Annotated in this window: 7 protein-coding genes; 2 read left to right on the top strand and 5 right to left on the bottom strand. The window is 74.0% G+C overall.

Going from position 1 to position 16,852, the window contains the following annotated elements:
- Positions 1 to 168 precede the first annotated feature (168 nt).
- Positions 169 to 1,578: a hypothetical protein gene (locus STBA_RS23850; RefSeq protein WP_077061198.1), complete on the bottom strand. Its 1,410-nt coding sequence runs from the start codon at positions 1,576 to 1,578 to the stop codon at positions 169 to 171.
- A gap of 179 nt (positions 1,579 to 1,757) precedes the next feature.
- On the opposite strand from STBA_RS23850, the gene STBA_RS23845 reads away from it, so the two are divergent.
- Positions 1,758 to 3,455, top strand: coding sequence for a SpoIIE family protein phosphatase (locus STBA_RS23845; RefSeq protein ID WP_077061197.1), 1,698 nt, complete (start codon positions 1,758 to 1,760; stop codon positions 3,453 to 3,455).
- 23 nt (positions 3,456 to 3,478) lie between these two features.
- The gene (locus STBA_RS23840) at positions 3,479 to 4,819 is read left to right on the top strand and encodes a BTAD domain-containing putative transcriptional regulator (RefSeq protein WP_077061196.1); all 1,341 of its coding nucleotides are present in this window, start codon (positions 3,479 to 3,481) and stop codon (positions 4,817 to 4,819) included.
- Between the two features lie 187 nt (positions 4,820 to 5,006).
- Here the strand turns inward: STBA_RS23840 and STBA_RS23835 are convergent, their stop codons facing one another.
- From STBA_RS23835 to STBA_RS23820, 4 genes are read right to left on the bottom strand one after another with little or no spacing between them, the layout of a single operon-like run.
- Positions 5,007 to 6,341, bottom strand: a complete 1,335-nt coding sequence (locus tag STBA_RS23835) for a hypothetical protein (RefSeq protein WP_077061195.1) — start codon at positions 6,339 to 6,341, stop codon at positions 5,007 to 5,009.
- Positions 6,342 to 6,380: 39 nt separating this feature from the next.
- Entirely contained in the window at positions 6,381 to 10,184 is a 3,804-nt protein-coding gene (locus tag STBA_RS23830) for a hypothetical protein (RefSeq protein ID WP_077061194.1), read from the bottom strand.
- Entirely contained in the window at positions 10,181 to 12,553 is a 2,373-nt protein-coding gene (locus tag STBA_RS23825; protein WP_077061193.1) for a hypothetical protein, read from the bottom strand. Before STBA_RS23825 ends, STBA_RS23830 begins: the two co-directional genes overlap by 4 nt.
- Complete coding sequence (locus STBA_RS23820) at positions 12,550 to 16,590, bottom strand: DUF6603 domain-containing protein (protein ID WP_253194943.1); 4,041 nt, start codon at positions 16,588 to 16,590, stop codon at positions 12,550 to 12,552. The genes STBA_RS23825 and STBA_RS23820 overlap by 4 nt, the downstream gene beginning before the upstream one ends.
- Positions 16,591 to 16,852: the final 262 nt, after the last annotated feature.

The raw sequence follows: 16,852 nt of genomic DNA, 5'->3' as shown, positions 1-16,852 counted from the left end.
CTGATGATCGGCGGCCAGTCGTTCACGGTCCACGACCTCACCACCGTTCAACGCGGCGGCAAACGCCTGCACTTCGCCTCCGGCGAGACGTTCACGATGCAGCGCACCACCGTGCTGTGGGCCGCCCGCCTGGTCGACCCCCGCCTGCGCCGGGGCCGCCCGTGACCGTCAGGGCGGCCAGGGCTCGCGCCGGTGCGGGAAGTGCCGCCGCGCCGCCGCGTAGAGGCAGCAGGCCCCCACCAGGGCGGCGAGGAAGCGCGGGAATCCGGAGAGCACATCGGTGAACAGCAGCCCGCTGCACACCAGCACCACCGCGTAGCAGGCGAACGCGCCGAACGACACGGTCAGCGGCCACAGCGTCCACGGTGCCCACGGCCGCACCCGCCGCGCCTCGTCAGTCCGCGCCCGCGCCTCCCCGGCCGGGACACCCGCCGCGGCCGGGTCCTCGGCCGGGGCGAAGCGGACCTCGCCGTGCACCGCCCAGCCGTTGTCGAGGACCAGCACGGCAACCGCGTCCGCGCGCCGGGACTTGGGGAACTCCCGCGCCTTCGCCACGTCCCACAGCACCCAGGCCGCGCGGCCGTCGAGCGCCGGGGAGACGTTGCGGAGCGCCGGGCCGTGCGGGTGGAAGGCGACACTGCCGCCGTCCCCCGTGACCCGGCCCCGCGTGAACGTGCCGCGCAACGCCCGGACGGTGTCCGAAGGCCCGGTCACCGGCCGGGAGTTGCCGAGCCCGAACCAACTCCCGGCCATGAGGGCGCAGGAAAGGGCCCACGGCACGGCCCAGATCAGCAGCTCGTAGCCGGAGAGCGTCCGGCCGTCGGCCAGCCGGGGCAGATCGGCCTGATAGCCCTCGAAGTTGACGTGGAAGCTCCGGGTGAAGACGCGCGAGTCGTCGCCGATGTAGGCGCCGAGCCCGGTGTCCGAGGGCGCGTAGACGACCTTGATGGTGTCGCCCGCCTGCCTGAGGTGGGAGCTGCGCGTCCTGATGTCCACACGCTCGGCGCGGCCCGCCTCGTCGGTCAGCTCGACCTCCAGCGTCTGGGTCCAGGAGTCCATCCACGGGCTGCGGTTCCCGCGGGCCTGCCCCTCGTTCCTGTCGGTGTCGGCGACGCCGGTGATCGGCACGTCGGCGACGACGCCGCCCGCCCGGTGGATCTCCGCGAGCTTCCCGGGCGGCACCGGATCGCCCCAGGCGAGGAAGAAGAGGCCGAAGCCCCAGCCGGACAGGGCGAGCGTGGCCGCTCCCGTCCACAGCCGCAGGCGGCGGCCGGACGGCACCACGGCGGGCAGCGCGCCCGACCGCGCGCCGCCGCCGGGACCGTCCAGCACGGCCCGCGCCGCATCGGCCGGGTCGACCCGGCCGACGGCCAGCCGGTGGCCGAGGAGCACGAGGAGAGCGGCGGCGGCCAGGCCGAGGCAGCCCGCCAGCAGCCGCAGCCGCTGACCTGGGTCGCCCCAGACGGCCCACAGCAGCAGCCCCGCCACGGCCGCCACCGGACCGACGGCCGCGATCCGCAGCAGCACGGGTATGCGCCGCACGGCCCTGAGGACCCCGTGGTCACCCTCGTTCGTCAACGCGCCCTCCCTGCCGGAACACCACCGCCCGAAGGGTACGTGCCGGGCAAAACCGTCACCCGTTCGGTCCGCCGGGTGCGGCTCTCCGGAACGGGCCGATGGCCTGCGGCGGAGAATCGGGGGAAGCTGCTGTCAGGAGGAGCGCGGCACGTGCGGCCCGGACGCGAGGAGACGCAGCCATGATCAGCGATGGCGGCCACGGGCCTGCCGGGCGCCCCCCGGCCGTGGCGGCGAAGTGGCTGCGCCACCTGCCGGACTTCCCCGGACTGGGGAGCTGCGTGGTCGACGACCGGGGGCGGATCATCGAGGTCACCGACCGCGCCGCCCAGCTGCTCGGCCGGACTCCGGCGGAGCTGCTTGACCAGGACGCCCACGACCTGCTGCACCGCGGACGCAACGGGGAGCCCGTGCCGCGGACCCGGTGCCGGATGAAGCAGGTACTCCTCACCGGCCGGCCCGCCCAGGGGGAGCACGAGTGGTTCGAACGCGGGGACGGCTCGCTGATGCCGGTGGCCTGGGTGGTCGCCCCGTGCGGGATCGGCGAGGGGCGGACCGGTGCGGTGATGTTCTTCCACGAGCCCGACGAGAGCGAACAGGAGTCCTCGGCGGATTCGATGCCGGAGGTCGACCGGCTGGCCCTGCTGGCCGAGACCACCACCACCCTCACCTCGACGCTGCACGTCGGCGAGACGTTGCAGCAGCTGGTGCGGCTCGTGGTCCCCCAACTGGCGGACTGGGCCGTGGTGGACCTCTTCACCGAGGAGGGGAACGTCTCGCGCGCCGCCGTGGTGCACCGCGAGAAGCACACGCTGGTGCACCGGGAGGAGCTGGAAGGGCCGCTGCCGCCGGTGCCGCAGGCGTCCCTCATGCCTCTGTCACGGGCGCTGCGCGGGGTGACCGCGACTCTCGCGGGCCCCGAGGACTACCAGGGCCCCCCGGACTCAGGCGTGGCGGTGGCGCAGCGGCAGCTGTTCCGCGCGACGGGCATGCACTCCGCGAGCATCGCACCGATCCGTGGCGTGCGCGACGTGCTCGGCGCCCTGACCCTGGGGCGTTCCGACCGGCCCGGCTCCTTCACCACGGCGGATCTCCTGCTGGTCGAGGACATCGCCCGCCGGGCCGGGCTCGCCCTGGACAACGCACGCCTGTACGAACGTCAGCGACGCGTCGCCGAGACCATGCAGCGGCATCTCCTGCCGCAGTTGCCGCACGTGGCGGGTCTTGAGATGAGCGCCTGCTACGTACCCGCCCTCGACGCCTCGCAGGTCGGCGGCGACTGGTACGACGCGTTCCTCCTCGCCGACGAGACGCCGGCCCTGGTGATCGGCGACGTCGTCGGCCACGACCTCGACGCCGCGGCCGGGATGGCGCAGGTGTGCAACATGCTGCGCGCCTACGCCTGGGACCGCCAGGAGCCGCCGAGCGCCGTCGTCAACCGCCTCGACGAGGCCGTGGCGCGCGTGATCGGCACCTCGCTGGCCACCGTGATCCTCGCCCGGGTGGAGCGCACGGCGGGCCCGGGGTGGCGGCTGCGGTGGAGCAACGCCGGGCACCCACCGCCGCTGCTGATCGAGCACGACGGACGGACCCGCTTCCTGGAGGAAGGGCAGGGGATGCTGCTGGGAACCGGTCTCGCCCTCGACCGCACCGACGCCGCCGCCGAACTGCCGCCGGGCGCCACCCTGGTGCTCTACACGGACGGGCTGATCGAGTCCCGCGGCCATTCCCTCGACGAGGGCCTGGCCCTGCTGAGGCGGCACGCCGGCAGTCTCGCCCGCCGCCCGCTGGCCGGTCTGTGCGACGAGCTGCTGAGCCGCGTGCGCCCCGCCGACAACGATGACGATGTCGCCATGCTCGGGCTGCGCCTCCCCCGGTGACACGCTCTACGCTGGCGGGCGTCATGGAGTTCCGGTTGCTCGGCCCGTTCGAGGCACGTCATGAGGGGCGCCAGGTCCTGACGGGGGCCAGGCGCCAGGAGCGGTGCCTGCTGGCGGTGCTGCTGCTGCGCGCGGGGCGCGTCGTGACGACCGGGCACCTCATCGACCTGCTGTGGTCGGGCGGCGCGCCCGCGAACGCCCGCGGCACCGTGCACACCTACATCGGCCGGCTGCGTGCGGCGCTGCGCCCGTTCGGCGGGCCCGAGGTGGCCACCCGGCAGGACGGCTACCGCGTCGCCCCGGGGACGTATCGCCTCGACACGGCCGAATTCACCGCGCTGGTGCGGCAGGCCGGGGCCGCGCGCGACCCGGGCGTGCGCGCCGGCCTGTACGACCGGGCGCTCGGCCTGTGGCGCGGCCCGCTGCTGGACGGCACCGCCGACGACGTGCTGCGGGAACGGCTCGGCGGCGAGCTGGCGGAGCTGCGGCTGTCCGCGCTGGAACGACGGGCCGAGGCGCAGCTCGCGATGGGCCGGCACGACCGGGTCGCCGCGGATCTGGCGCCGCACGCCGGGGAGCACCCGGAACGCGAACAGCTGGTCGCCGCGCAGATGACCGCGCTCTACCGCGGCGGCAGACAGGCCGAGGCGCTGCGGCTGTACCGCGGCACGCGGCGGGCGCTGGTGGACGGGCTCGGCATCGAACCGGGCGCCGCGCTGGCCTCGTTGCACGACCGCATCCTGCGCGGCGACCCGCAGCTGAACCAGCCGCCGGCGCCGGTGTACGCGGTGCGGGTCGGCGAGGAGTGGCTGCCGTGGAGCGCGGGCGGCCACCCCGCGCTCGAACTGTGCAACACCTACGCGGGCTGGGGCGGTCCCGCGCTGCCGGGCGGGGAGTGGCTGCGCCGCTACGCGACGCTGGCGGTGTGGGCCGGGCATCACGATCTGGCGTCGGAACGGCTCGTCGCGCAGTTGCTGGCGGGGGCGCGGCGCGAGCCGGCGGCGGCGGCCGCCGTGCTGGCGGAGGCCCGCGCGTTCCGGGCGCGGCTGTACGCATGCCTGACCGACCCGGCCGACGCCGCGTCGTTCACCGCGGTCGCGGCGGTCGTGGAACAGGCCGCGGCGGTCTCGTCGTTCACGCGCGACGAGGACGGCCTCGGGCACTGGCGCCTGACCCCCGCGGCGGGCCTGCGGCTCCCGCTGTACGCGGCGGCGCGCGCCGCGGGCGAACTCCTGGCCGACCCGCGCCGGTTCACGATCCGCGCCTGCCCGGGCGAGAACTGCGGCTGGCTGTTCCTCGACGCGAGCGGACGCCGCAGATGGTGCAGCCTGGCAACCTGCGGCGCCGGCTGCGCCGCGCCCTGACGGCAGACGCGCCACCCGCGCCGCGTTGCCATGCCCGGCGCGTCCACCCGCGGGTGGACCTCCGGCGGGCGTTTGCCGACCGTGGCAGGTCGGCGGGCGGTGTCGTTCCGCCAGCCGTATCCAGCCGCGCCGGGCCCCGGCGGGCGGGAGCCCCGGGCCCGGCGCAGGTCCGGCGGGCGGTGGCCGGTCAGTCGCGCGACACCTGCCAGTAGGACTCGACCACGCGGTTGCCCGGGTCCCACACGAACGGCTTCCTGCGGTCGCCGTCCTCGTGGTACGCACTGGCGTAGAGCCAGCCCGGGTAGTGCGTGTTGTTGAGCCCGATCCGATCCCCGTCGGCGACGACCGTACTGCCGCCGCGCTCCAGGTGACCGGAGACACGGAGGGCGTCGTGGATGCTGACGTCGCAGCCGGACAGCACGTCGACGGAGCTGTTGACGGACAGGTGCGAGCCGTTCGGGCCACGCAGCTCGCGAATGCGGAAGATCTTGTCGTCGTTGACGGCGGAGACGTTGCCGTGGGCGTTCAGATCGCCGACGACGGTCAGGTCGCTGTTGGCGGACAGCGCCCCCGAGACGGTCAGGTCCTCGTTCGCCGACAGCGTCCCGGCCACCTCGACCCGCGCCCGCGCGGACAGGAGTCCGGAGACGGTCAGGTCCTCGTTCGCCGACAGCGTCCCGGCCACCTCGACGCCCGCCCGCGCGGACAGGAGTCCGGAGACGGTCAGCCGGTCGAGGGTGGGGTCGGTGACGGTGACGGTGAGGGTGGCGTACTGGTAGATCGGTTCGAAGCCGTTCCCCTGCGTTTCGGGGGACATGGACGCCTCAAGGGTGAAGGTGGTGTCGTTGGAGACGCCGTTTTCGAGCGTGAAGAAGGTTTCGGGTCCCTGGTGGAGGATCTGCCCGTCGCCGTCGTACAGCCGGAAGAAGGCGCCGTTGCTCTCCCACGAGAGGTGGACAGGGCTGCCGCCGGCGAACTTCGTCTGCGGGGCGGTCGCCTCGGAGCCGCGTGCCAGGAAGCTCTGGAGGTAGAAGACGGGCTCCGTGACCACGAGGGTCAGCTCGGCCTTCTTGTTCGTGTAGCTGCTGCGGTCGGTCGTCGTGCCCGAGTGTTCGAGGATCAGGTAGGTGAGCGAGCCGGTGGACGTGCTGAGCGTGCCGCTGAGTCCGAAGGCCACCGGGTCGCGGATCAGGTCGTACTCCTCCGCCACGGGATGGAAGATGGCGCGCCACCACGTGGTGCCCGCTTCGAGGCCCAGCTCCTGTCCGGCTATCTGGGCGAAGGTCGTGATGACCCACTTGTCGCTGCTCGTCGAGAAGACCGGCTGTTCGGTGAAGAACGCGCCGCCGTTCTGCTCGTTGGCCGGGACGGCGACCTTGATCTGGTCGCAGTAGACGTCCTGTCCGCCGGGGGGAGGGGTGACCGCGAGGTTGATGGTGCCCTTGACGGGGGTTCCGGGGCTGCTCGCCTGGAGCGGCGCCGGCCGGGTGGCTGTGCGGTAGCTGAGCAGGGGATCGGGCATGGGCCAAGCCTCCTCTGGTGGAACGGGAAAAGGTCTCGGCTACTGCTCCGGCTCGGTGAGGAAGCCGAGCAGGCCGTCTTGGAGCGTCGTGGGGCGGTCCTGGAACGGTGCGTCAGGCAGCGCCTGGATCAGCTCGTACGGGGTCCAGGGGCCAGGCACCGGCGCGGGGCGCAGCCACGACCAGGTGCCGTGCTTCTCGGCCGGCCGGGGGAAGGTGACGGTGCGGCCGTGTTCGCTCGTGAGGACGGGGCCGAAGCGGAAGGCGGCCTGAAGGTGGCGGAGGGCGTCGTCCACGTGCCGCGCCGGGACGGTGGCCTTGACGGCCGGGGTGATGCCGCAGGTGGCATGGACGGCGGCGCGTGGGTCGAGGAGCAGGAGCAGCCCGGTGGGTGCGGTGTCGCCGAAGGTCAGGGACAGGTAGTTGGCGTCCGGCGGGGCGTTTCCGGCGCCGGGCGCGCCGATTCGGGTGATGTGGTCCTGCCCGTCGTCGGGCGCGGTGACGCTGTCGAAGCGGTCGAAATCGTAGCCGCCGCCCGGGGCGGTGCGGTAGAAGCCGACGAGGCCGTCGTCGCGGGCGGGCTGGTCGCCGAGGCGTACCGCGAACTCGTGGGCGGTGAAGGCGGGGGGCGGGGGGTTCAGGGTGGCCGCCCAGCCGGTGTCGCGGATGGGCGGCCCCTGGAGCGTCAGCCGCAGCTGCGCGGGCACCAGTGCCAGGGGCCGCCCGATCAGAACGGACAGATCCTGGTCGGCGCGGCGGCCGAGGGGGTCGGTGGTCCACAGGGTGGAGTCGATGACGTCGAGGAAGGCGGTGAGGTTGGCCTCGGTGGCCAGCCTCCGGGAACGGAGGAGGCCGGCGATCACGGGGGCGAGGGCCTCTACCTCGTCGAGGGTGGTGAGGGTGCCGTCGGGTGGGGGCTCCCACTGGCCGGTGCGGCGGCCGTCGGTGCCGGTGAGCAGACGGTAGGTGCCCAGGAGGCGGCCCGTCGGGTGGTACAGCAGCAGGCTGTGGTCGAGGTGGTTGGGCAGGAGCCAGCCGGCAATCGGGCTGGCGTCGGCTGCGGTGCTCACGACACGGGTGCCGGTGGCGCCGTCGAGGAGGTCGAAGTCGAGCCGGGCGGGCTGGAGGGGGCGCGGCGGCAGTTGGGCGACGGCGGCGACGGTCGGGGTGAACGAGGTGTCGGGGGCGAGGGCGTCGTCGATGACGAGCGGGAAGGAACGGTAGTCGTGCAGGCCGCCGTACTTCGGGTCGGGGCTGACGACGTCGAGGACGCGGCCGAACTTGTCGTACAGGAAGACCTGTTCGAAATGGATCTGGCCCTGCCGGGTTTCGTGGAAGGGGGCGCTCTCGCCTCCGGGCAGTGCGGGGACGCTGGTGACCCGGCCCCGGTAGCGGGCGGGCAGCCCGTCCTCGGTGGCGGCGTCGGGGTAGCCGGCGAGGCCGGCGATCTCGGGGTGGTCGGTGTCGTCGGGGGTGGGCCGGCGGAAGGCGCCGGTGCGGCGGGCGGCGAGCCGGTCGTTGAAGCCGGTCAGCTCCTGGGCGAGGAAACCCCAGTCGCCGATGGCCGTCAGCCAGGCGTCGAGTTGTTCGCGGTGCCCGGCGGTGCCGTGGTGGGAGACGAACTCTTCCAGCCGGGCGGCGAACAGGGCGCGGGGGTGCGGGCCCAGCGGGGACATGCCCTTGACGGCGACCGGCTCCGGGTCGATGGCCGCGCCCGGTGCGCAGCGGTAGTCGGTGCCGTCGAAGGTCCAGCAGCGCCGCCCGCCGACGGTGTAGGGGATGTGGTGGTAGGCCGCCTTCCACTCCATGACCAGGGGTTCCCAGGGCTGCGCCCAGGGGTCGAGGCCCAGCGCGGGCAGGGCCCAGCCGTAGTCGGCGGGGCGGTGGGCGGCGAGGGTGGCGGCGATGTCGTCGGCCGGCAGCCCGGTGGCGGCGGCCAGCGCGGGGGCGTTGCCCTGGTCCAGCAGGAAGTACTCCGCGAGCAGCCGGGGCACCTCCTCCGGGAGCGCGTCGAGGCCCGGGAGGGCGGGCATCGGGCCCTGGCCCGGCGTCGCGGTGACCGCCGTCCCCCCGACCGTGACGGCGGCGGCCGGCCAGGCTGCGTCGATGAGGGGCCGGACGGGCAGGGGCTCGTCGGAGACGGTGGCGTCGGCCGGGGGCCGGACCCCGGACAGACTCACCACGGGGTTGCCGCTCTGCCAGAACGGCTGTGCGGGCATGGCCTTGAGCCTCGCGCCCCCGGCCAGCCCTCTGGCCCGGGCGAACGCGTCGATCCCGGCGAGCAGCGCGTCATGCGCGTCGGCGTGGCGCCCGGTGCTCGCCGGCTGGGGGACTTCGGCCGCCAGGGCGAGTGCCTCGGCGGTCTTCGCGCTCACCGTGTGCGCGAGTGAGCCCTGCCGGGCCGGGTCCAGCTCCGCCTGCATCAGCTCCTGGTCAGGCGCGTCGTCGGGAGGCGGGAACAGCACGTCTGCAAGGCCGTTCTTCTGCCACAGGGCGTTCAGCTGCCACTGGAGGGCGTGCAGTTCACCGAGGTGCCGGTCGAGCCGGTGCTGGTCGTCGTTGAGGGTGGCCAGCCAGCTCGGCGGGGTGAAGGAGCGCGGCACCGTTCTTTCGTCCGCCGTTCCCTCGCCCGCCATGTCGTCGCCCGCCGTGTCGTCGGGCGGCGTGTCGTCGGGCGGTGGTGTCACCGTCCAGCGGTGTCCGCCGGACGAGGCGCCGAAGGCCGCGCCGTGGATGCTGCGGCGTACCCGTGCGTCGCCGCCGTTCTCGTCGGCGAGCGTGAGCAGGTTGTGCAGGAACGCACGGATCAGTCCCATGTCGGAGCCCGAGGGTTCGCCGCCGCCGGCCCGCAGTGCGTGGCCGACGAGTGCCGTGAAGGAGTCCTCCGTGGTGGTGCCGACGGCGACGTTGAGAGCGCCGCTGTCCCGGGTGGCGTGGAGCGGGTCCGGGCCGGGGGCCGCGGCGGCGGCCGGGTCCCAGGGGACGGTCAGGGCCAGGCCGTTGTACAGGCTGCGGGTGGCCGGGACGACCGCGGCGTCGGCGGCCTGGTCGCCGGTCAGGCGCGGGTCCTGCCAGCCGAGGTGCGCGAGCTGGTCGGCGTAGGCGGTGCCGGGCGGGCGGGCGGCGAGGATGTCGGCGTCCGGGTCGGAGTACCACCCGATGACCTGGTAGCCGAGCGTGTCCGCCGAGGCGATGTCGGAGAGGTCGTCGAAGAAGGAGAAGACGTTGCTGTTGTGCGGTGCGTAGGTGGCGAAGTACGGGTTTCCGGTGTTCATGGCGGTGAGGAACAGCGGGTCCCGTCCGGCCCGTTCCGTCCAGGGGGTGGCGTCGGTGTGCGGGAAGGCGAGCCCGATGTGGACCTGGTGGGCGTTCGACGTCCTGGCGTTGCGGTGGGGGTCGGGGCTGGCGCGCCAGGCGTGGAGGGTGCCATCGGTGACCAGGTAGGGACTGGAGCGCTCGACGGGGTGGCCGGCCCGGAGGGCGTAAGGCGTGTGCGGGCAGTCGCTTTCGATCACCCAGGCCCTGGCGCGGCGCGCGGTGGCGCCGCTGAAGCGGACCACCAGCCACCGGTTGGGCACCAGCGGGTAGGTGATCTCTCCGGTGGCCGGGTCCTGGACGCCGTGGCGCAAGCCTCTGGGCAGCGTCCAGTGCAGGTGCACGCCGGGGGCGCTGTGGACCGGGTCATCGCTCTGCCTGTCCCCCTCGTCCGGCTCCGGGCCGGCGAAGTCGTCCAGGGCCAGGTAGTTCTGGCGCCAGATGCGGAAGCCGTCCTGGCGCCGGAGGGCCTCGTTCACGACGAGGGCGTCCAGGGCGACGGGGACGACGAGTGCGGGACGGGCGGTCATCCGCGGTCTCCTTCGGGGCCGTTGAAGCGGATGGCCTCGGGGACCCTGACCATGTGCATGGCCAGGTCGGCGGGGCCGATCGGGCCGACCGCGGTGCCGTGCGCGGCGTTCAGGGCGGTTGCCAGCGCAGTGACGAGCGAGCCGATGTCGAGGGTCCTGACGTTCGGGTCGGGGGCGCGGCGCAGGTGGTCGAGGACGGGGAAGTCGAGGCCGGGGGCGATCTGTTCGCCGAGCGGCAGCCCTCGGGGGGAGTGCGGGGGCCGCAGCACGTTCCGCAGCGGGATCAGGCCGTGGTCCTCGACGCCGAACCGGAAGCCCTCCTGGGGCTCGCTGATTTCGACCGCCGCGGGCAGACCGCTGAACAGGCACAGCAGCACGGTGGGCGAGAGGTGGTCCATCCGAAGGACCGGCAGGAGTCCGCCGGCCGGGTCGTAGGCGCGTACGGCGAGGTTCGGCCAGCCGGAGACGAGTGCCGAGCGCAGCAACAGGCCGCAGCCGGGGCCGAGGGCCGGGCCCGCCGTGTCCGCCGTCTCCGCGGCCGGGCCGCCGCGCCGCGCTTCGCGGTGCCCCGCCGCCTCGTCGGCCGCCGCCACCCGGATGGCAGCGGTCACGGTCCGGTCCTGAAGGGTGTCGCGGCTGGACTGGGTGCCGACGGCCAGGGCACCGGAGACCAGGGCGTCCAGCCAGTTGGGGTCGGTGTGGAAGAAGCGCACCGACTCCTGCGGCAGCATCCGCTGATCGGGCACCAGGTGGCTGAACGGCACGGGTCTGAGCAGCAGCAGCTGTCCGAGCCAGTCGGCGACCCGGCCGAAGTGCTCCCGGAGGCCGTCATCCTCGGCCAGTGCCGCCGTGAGGGCGGCCCGGGTGGCCTCGGAGCGCAGGAAGGCGTCGAGTTCCCGGGCGGGGTCGGCCGGCGGCGCGGCGGGCGCGGGCGGGGTCCACGGGTCGCGGGGCCTGCCCGGCGGTGCGCCGAGGGCGGTGAGCAGGTGGCCGTCGAGGAGGGTGCCGAACGCCGCGGGCGCGGTCCCCGGCCGCTGCCGCCCGGCGCCGCCCGGCGACAGGTGGGTGCTGGTGGCCTGGTGGTGAAGGGTGTCGACCACCTGCCGGACGGCGTGTCTGAAGGCGAGCAGGTGCTGCGCGAAGGCGGCGTCGGCCAGGGCGATGGCCCGTCCGGTTTCGAACGCGGTGGCCAGCGAGGTATCGAAGCTGCCCCGGGCGGGGTCGTAGGCGAGGAGCGCGTCGGCGGTGGTGGCCTGCGCCGCCCGGTCGGTGCGCGGGGGCACGACGGGCGTGAACGGGCCCCGGTACCAGCCGTAGGTGGTCTCGCCCGACCGGATGCGGTAAGGCAGCGGCACATAGCCGTCGTTGAGCCTGCGGGCCACGTGCCGCCGGGGGGCCGGGACGGCGTCGGTGTCCTCGTAGGGGGAGGGCAGCCGCAGCCACATCTCCTCTCGCCCGGCCCGGGCGCCGTCCGGGGTGCGGGTGAGTCCTTCGGCGAGGCCGGTGAAGTCGGCCTGCCGGTCCGGGTGGGCCAGGAACGACCAGCTGCACAGGGACAGCAGTGCCACCGACGTGCGGCCCCGGAGGTCCGGGTCGGCCACCAGAACCTTCTCGTGGCCCTCCACGGAGACCAGGTGCACGACGTTCCTGATCCCGCTGCCGGCGTCGGAGCCGGGCGGGGGCGCGGCCGGGAAGCCGCCTGCGACGACGACGGAGAACAGCCCGTCCTCCTGGATGCCCAGGATGGGCCGGTCACCAGTGTTGGCGCCCCGGCAGTGCGCCAGGAACCGCAGCTCGTCCAGGCGCGGCGCCACCGCGGGGAACGCCGTGGCCGCGACCTGTATGTACGCGCAGGGATCGCCGGGCCCGATGTCGCTCTCCACCGTCAGCTCGGGTTTGAGCACGTCGGCGTCGTCGGCCAGGAAGTCCTGGACGGTGGCGGAGATGGTGCGGGTCGGCGCGGCGGTGCCGCCGACCAGCTGGTCGTCGGTGAGGACCAGCAGCGCCAGCCACGGCGTTTCGCGCGACGTGCCGGGTCCGCTCATCGGGCGCTCCCACGGGAGCGTCGGGTCGCCCAGCACCACGTGCGGCAGGACCTCGGCGAACCTACCGCTCGACGCGTCGGGCGGCTGCCTGGCGACCACCGCGTTGGTGTCGATCGCCACCTGCGGGGCGCGGACGGTGAACCGCTGCACAGCCCGGAACGCGTCGCCGACGACCGGGGCGCCCTCGTCCGGGCCGGTGCGCAGCACGTGGCCGGCCTCGATGCGGTAGTCGCCCGCGGGGAGGGCGGGCAGGTAGTTGTCGTGCAACTCGACGTCGCCCAGGGGGATCGCGTCGCGGGCCGGGTGCTGCGGGCTCGGGCTCATGTCCTGCTCCCTGCGTCCTGCGGCGAAGTCCAGGTCATGGGCGCCTGGCCGTAGAGGTGACCCGCGTTTGCCGCCAGGCCGGTCAGGGCGTCGTTGGGGCCGGAGAGCAGCCCGGCCTCGGCCAGGGCCGCGTACACCTGGTCCCGCCCGTCCTTCGCGGCCCCCCGGTCGGCCCGGCCGATGAGATCCACGCTGGAGGAGTCGGGCGTTCCGGCGAAGCCGCCGTTGACGTCGGGCTGCCGGGGCAGCGGGGAGAGGCCGGGCGGTAGTTCGTCCTCGCTGTACTCACTGAGCGGGAAGACCCCCCGCGAGGGGGCCAGTCGCGGTCGCGGTGCCTGGACATCCCAGCCGACCGGCCGGTCGGGGAGCACGTCGGCGCTGGGCGCGGTCGGGGTGTGGCTGAACGGAACCGGCGGGGCGCCCCACAGCGACGCCGGCAGGTTTCTGGTGCGGGCGGTCATCGTCCAGCCGTCCGTCGGCGCGGGCTCGTTCCCGCGGTACAGCTTCAGGCGGTGCTCGCCGACGAGCCCGGAACGGTTCATGGGCCGGATGTCGACCAGCGGGCCGTCGTCGGACCCGGGCGGGGAGAGCGGCGCGTCGCCCACCCGCAGGTGGCTGGCCGGCAGGGCGGACTGGGTGAAGAAGCGCAGGTCGCGGGCCCGGACGAGCCACACCGTGCCGCCGTCGCCATGGCCGGCTCCGGTGTCGGTGTCGGTGTCGGGGACGGTCTTGTCGACGCCGTTGACCGGCGCGATGGTGACGACGTCCTCCGGCTTGGGCAGCATGCTGCCGAACTCGGACCAGCCCAGTGCCTCGCCGTCGGTGGCGGCGGGCCCGGGGCCGAAGCCGATGGTGATGGAGTGGATGGGGAGGTGGACGGTGACGGTGCCGCCGGTCGGCGGCCCCCACAGGTTGAGGGTGGCGCCCACCGAGCCGCTGAACGACAGGTGCAGGGGCCCCAGGTGGAGACTGTACGAAGCGCCGATGCTGACCGCGACGCGCGCGGTGTAGGCGAACGGCCGCCAGGACAGCAGCAGATCCGCCTGGGCCGTGAACCACGCCTGTATGCCCCCCGCGTGGAAGACGGCGTGCAGCCGGTAGCCCGCCATGACGCACGACGGGGTGAGGGCGAGATACGCCTCCGCCCTGAGGGAGACGGCGTCGCTCACCGCCCAGTCGATACCGAGCCGCGGCACCACCGGGTAGTGGGAGGGGCGCCGGAACGCCGGATGGTAGCCGCCGAGGCTGATCACGAACTGCCCGGCGTTGGGGCTGGGCCCGAACCACACGGCGCAGGCGAACCCGCCGGTCAGGTGGCAGGAGGGTGTCAGCACGTAGGAGGCCGGGGACAACTGGGCGGACAGCTCGAAGCTGCCGCGGGTGGGCCGGAGGACGGCTTCCAGGCCCAGCTCGGCGTAGACGTAGGTACGGCCGGCGGACTCGGCGGGCAGCGGCAGTTGCAGGGTCGCGATCCCCAGCACGGCGAACGCCAGTTCCTGACCGAACTCGGCGGCCAGCAGCACCTTGGCGTTCACCACCTCGGCCACGGTGAACTCCACCCCGAGGCCCAGCCAGTACGAGCCCTCGCGGGGGGCGATCCAGGGCCGGGCGCGGCCGCCGGGGACCGCCGGCTCCCGCCCCTCCAGGACGTCCAGCACGTGGAAGGGTTTGTGCCCGCCCGAATCCGGGCCCTGCTTGTGGAGGCTGAGGAGCGGGAAGCCGGTCACTTCCCCCGGAGTCGGCAGGGCCAGCTCCCGGTTGAAGCCGAACCCGGCCATCAGCCCGGTGACCAGCACCGGCGGCGGGCCGCCGAGGGGCGCCTCCAGCTGGGCGAAGACGAACAGCGAGGGCCGGCCGTCCTTCAGCTGTGCGTAGGAGCCGACGGCCGCCAGCGAGAAGCTCGGCAGGGCCACCGTCGCCGTGCCGTCGTACTGGAACGCCACCTCCTGGGGAAGCCGGTCCTCGGGGAGGTGCAGCAGGGCCCCGGAGATCTCCACCGGCGGGGCGGTATAGGCAAGTCCGAGCCCGTCCAGGCGGAACGTCGGCGCGAACCTGTCCAGCGGCGAGCCCACCGCCAGGCCGTCCAGCGACAGGGACAGCGGCCCGATCGTGACCCCCGCGTCCAGCGCGAACAACAGCACGTTGTGCTGGTACAGCACGCCCACGCGGTTGATCTGCACCACGCCGATCTGCTTCTGCACCGACACCCACAGACCGTTCGAGGCCGGGCCGCCCGGCGCGGACGGCTGGTCGCCGGGCAGCTGGTCGGCGGGCGGCTGGTCGCCGGGCGGCGGTTCCGGGGCCGGGGCCCGCCCGTCGCCGCCCGCCGGAGCTGGGCTCGTCGACGGCACGCCGAGGGCGATGGGAACGGCCTCGCCCCCGATCCGCATGTCCGCCAGCGCCGCCACCCCCGGCTTCAGCCCGGCCTCCGGGAGGGGCACCACCCCCGCCTGCCCGAGGAGCCCGTTGATCAGGGAGACCGCCTGGCGGTCCAGGTCGCCGGAACCGTAGAGGACTTGGAGGTTCTCCACGGCCAGGTCGCCGCCGACCGCCGCCAGGAACCCGCCGACCAGGGGAAGCCGGGAAAGGTCGAAAGCCGCCGCGAGGTCGACACCGACGACGAACCGCGCCGGGCCGTTCGCCGGCTTTATCCGCACGAACTTGGCGTCCTTCAGGCCGATGCGCAGACCGTCGGGGACATCTGCCGCCAGGTCGGCGGAGAAGTGCGCCACCCAGTCCCGCAGAACCAGCTGGGTGCCCTCCGGGGCACCGTGAAGGGTGGCGGCGAACACGTCGCTGCCGGACCTCTCCCGGTCGAAGACGAGGCCGAAGACGTAGTCGCCGATCTCCAGCGTTCCGCCGTACCGCGCCCCGGAACCGTCCCAGGTGACCGTCGCGCGCAGCGAGGCCGTGATCCCGTCCGCGATCGTGAGGTGTCCCTCGCAGACGAAGTCGAAGTGGGGCGTGCCGACAGTGTGGGAGAGCGAAAGGCCGGTCAGTTCCATGGTCCTGACCGGTTCCGGCACGTCCGCCAGCCCCAGGCCCTGGATCAGCGCGCCGACTTCGAGGGACCGGCCGGCGGCGAGGCCGCCGCCGAGGACCCATTCGCCCTGCGCACCGCCGCGGCGCGCGGCGACGACGTCGAAGGCGAGGGACGGTCCGACCGTCACGGTGCCCCGGACGGTGAACGCGAACTTCGCCACGCTGTCGTGGAACAGCTCCAGGGACAGGGACGTGACCGCGAGGGGGCCGATCCCCCACTCCCCCGTGACCTGCGTCCGCAGGACGTACGCGTACCCGAGGTGGGCGGCGAACGAGAGTTCGCTGACGGCGCCGCCCACGTCGGGCACCGCGTCCGCGGGAAGGTGCAGCGACTCCAGCAGCGAACGGACGGGCACCGGCCGCTGATCGCGCAGCGCGCCGGTGACGAACAGGTCGGGAGCCCACAGGGCGATGTCGAGCGGCAGCGCCCCGATGTCGAGTGCGGCCACGACTGCTGCGGACGTCACCCGGTAGGGGCCCACCGGCCCGGTTTCCCCCTCCTTCACGGTGCGCGCGACGCGGAGGTCGAAACCGGCGACGTTCTTCGGCCCGAACCCGAACTCGCGCAGCCCGTCCTGCACCGTCCGCCATACCTCGTCACCGGCGAAGCGCCTGCCCAGCCCCTCCAACTGGGCGGCGAAGGCCCCCGGCTGGACCGGTCGCACCGCGGCGACCAGCCACCCGGCGGGGTCCGCGGTCAGGGTCGAGGTCACCGCGACGCCGTCGAACGCGCCGCTGAGCACGAGGGTGACCACACCCCGGCTCGTCACGGTCACCGTCACACCCGTCACCGCGACGTTCAGGCCCGAGCCGGCGGGCCAGGCACAGGAGTCGCAGGCGAGTGGGAGGGTCAGCGTCGCGCGCCCGTCGTCCCACTCCGGTTCCCCGGAACCGGCCACGCCCCGGCAACTGCCGCCGGGGAACGTGGCGAGCATGTCGCACAACAGCGCGGGAAGTGCGCCATCCGCCGCGTTCAGCGTCGGGGGGCGCCCCAAACTCAGAATGTGCGCTTCCAGAGCGTCGAGATTGACTGAGCCCTGTCCGGCCGATCGTGGCACTTCGCGACCTCGTCCCTGATCAGACAGGCGGCCCGGACAGACGCGCGGGACTCGCCACGCGCCCCCTCCCGGCGGCTCTTTCACCGCCCCCTGTTCCCTTGATTCCCGCATGCTCGCGGTCCTGCGGCACGGAAGGCAAGCATGCGGCGCAGGCAAGAAGGCACTTCCGGACACATTCCCACGATGCGTTTCACGGCCC

This window comes from Streptomyces sp. MP131-18 (assembly GCF_001984575.1).
In the GTDB taxonomy this organism is placed as follows: domain Bacteria; phylum Actinomycetota; class Actinomycetes; order Streptomycetales; family Streptomycetaceae; genus Streptomyces; species Streptomyces johnsoniae.
Note: the sequence above shows the minus strand (reverse complement) of the source record. Positions and strands in the feature narration are given on the sequence as shown.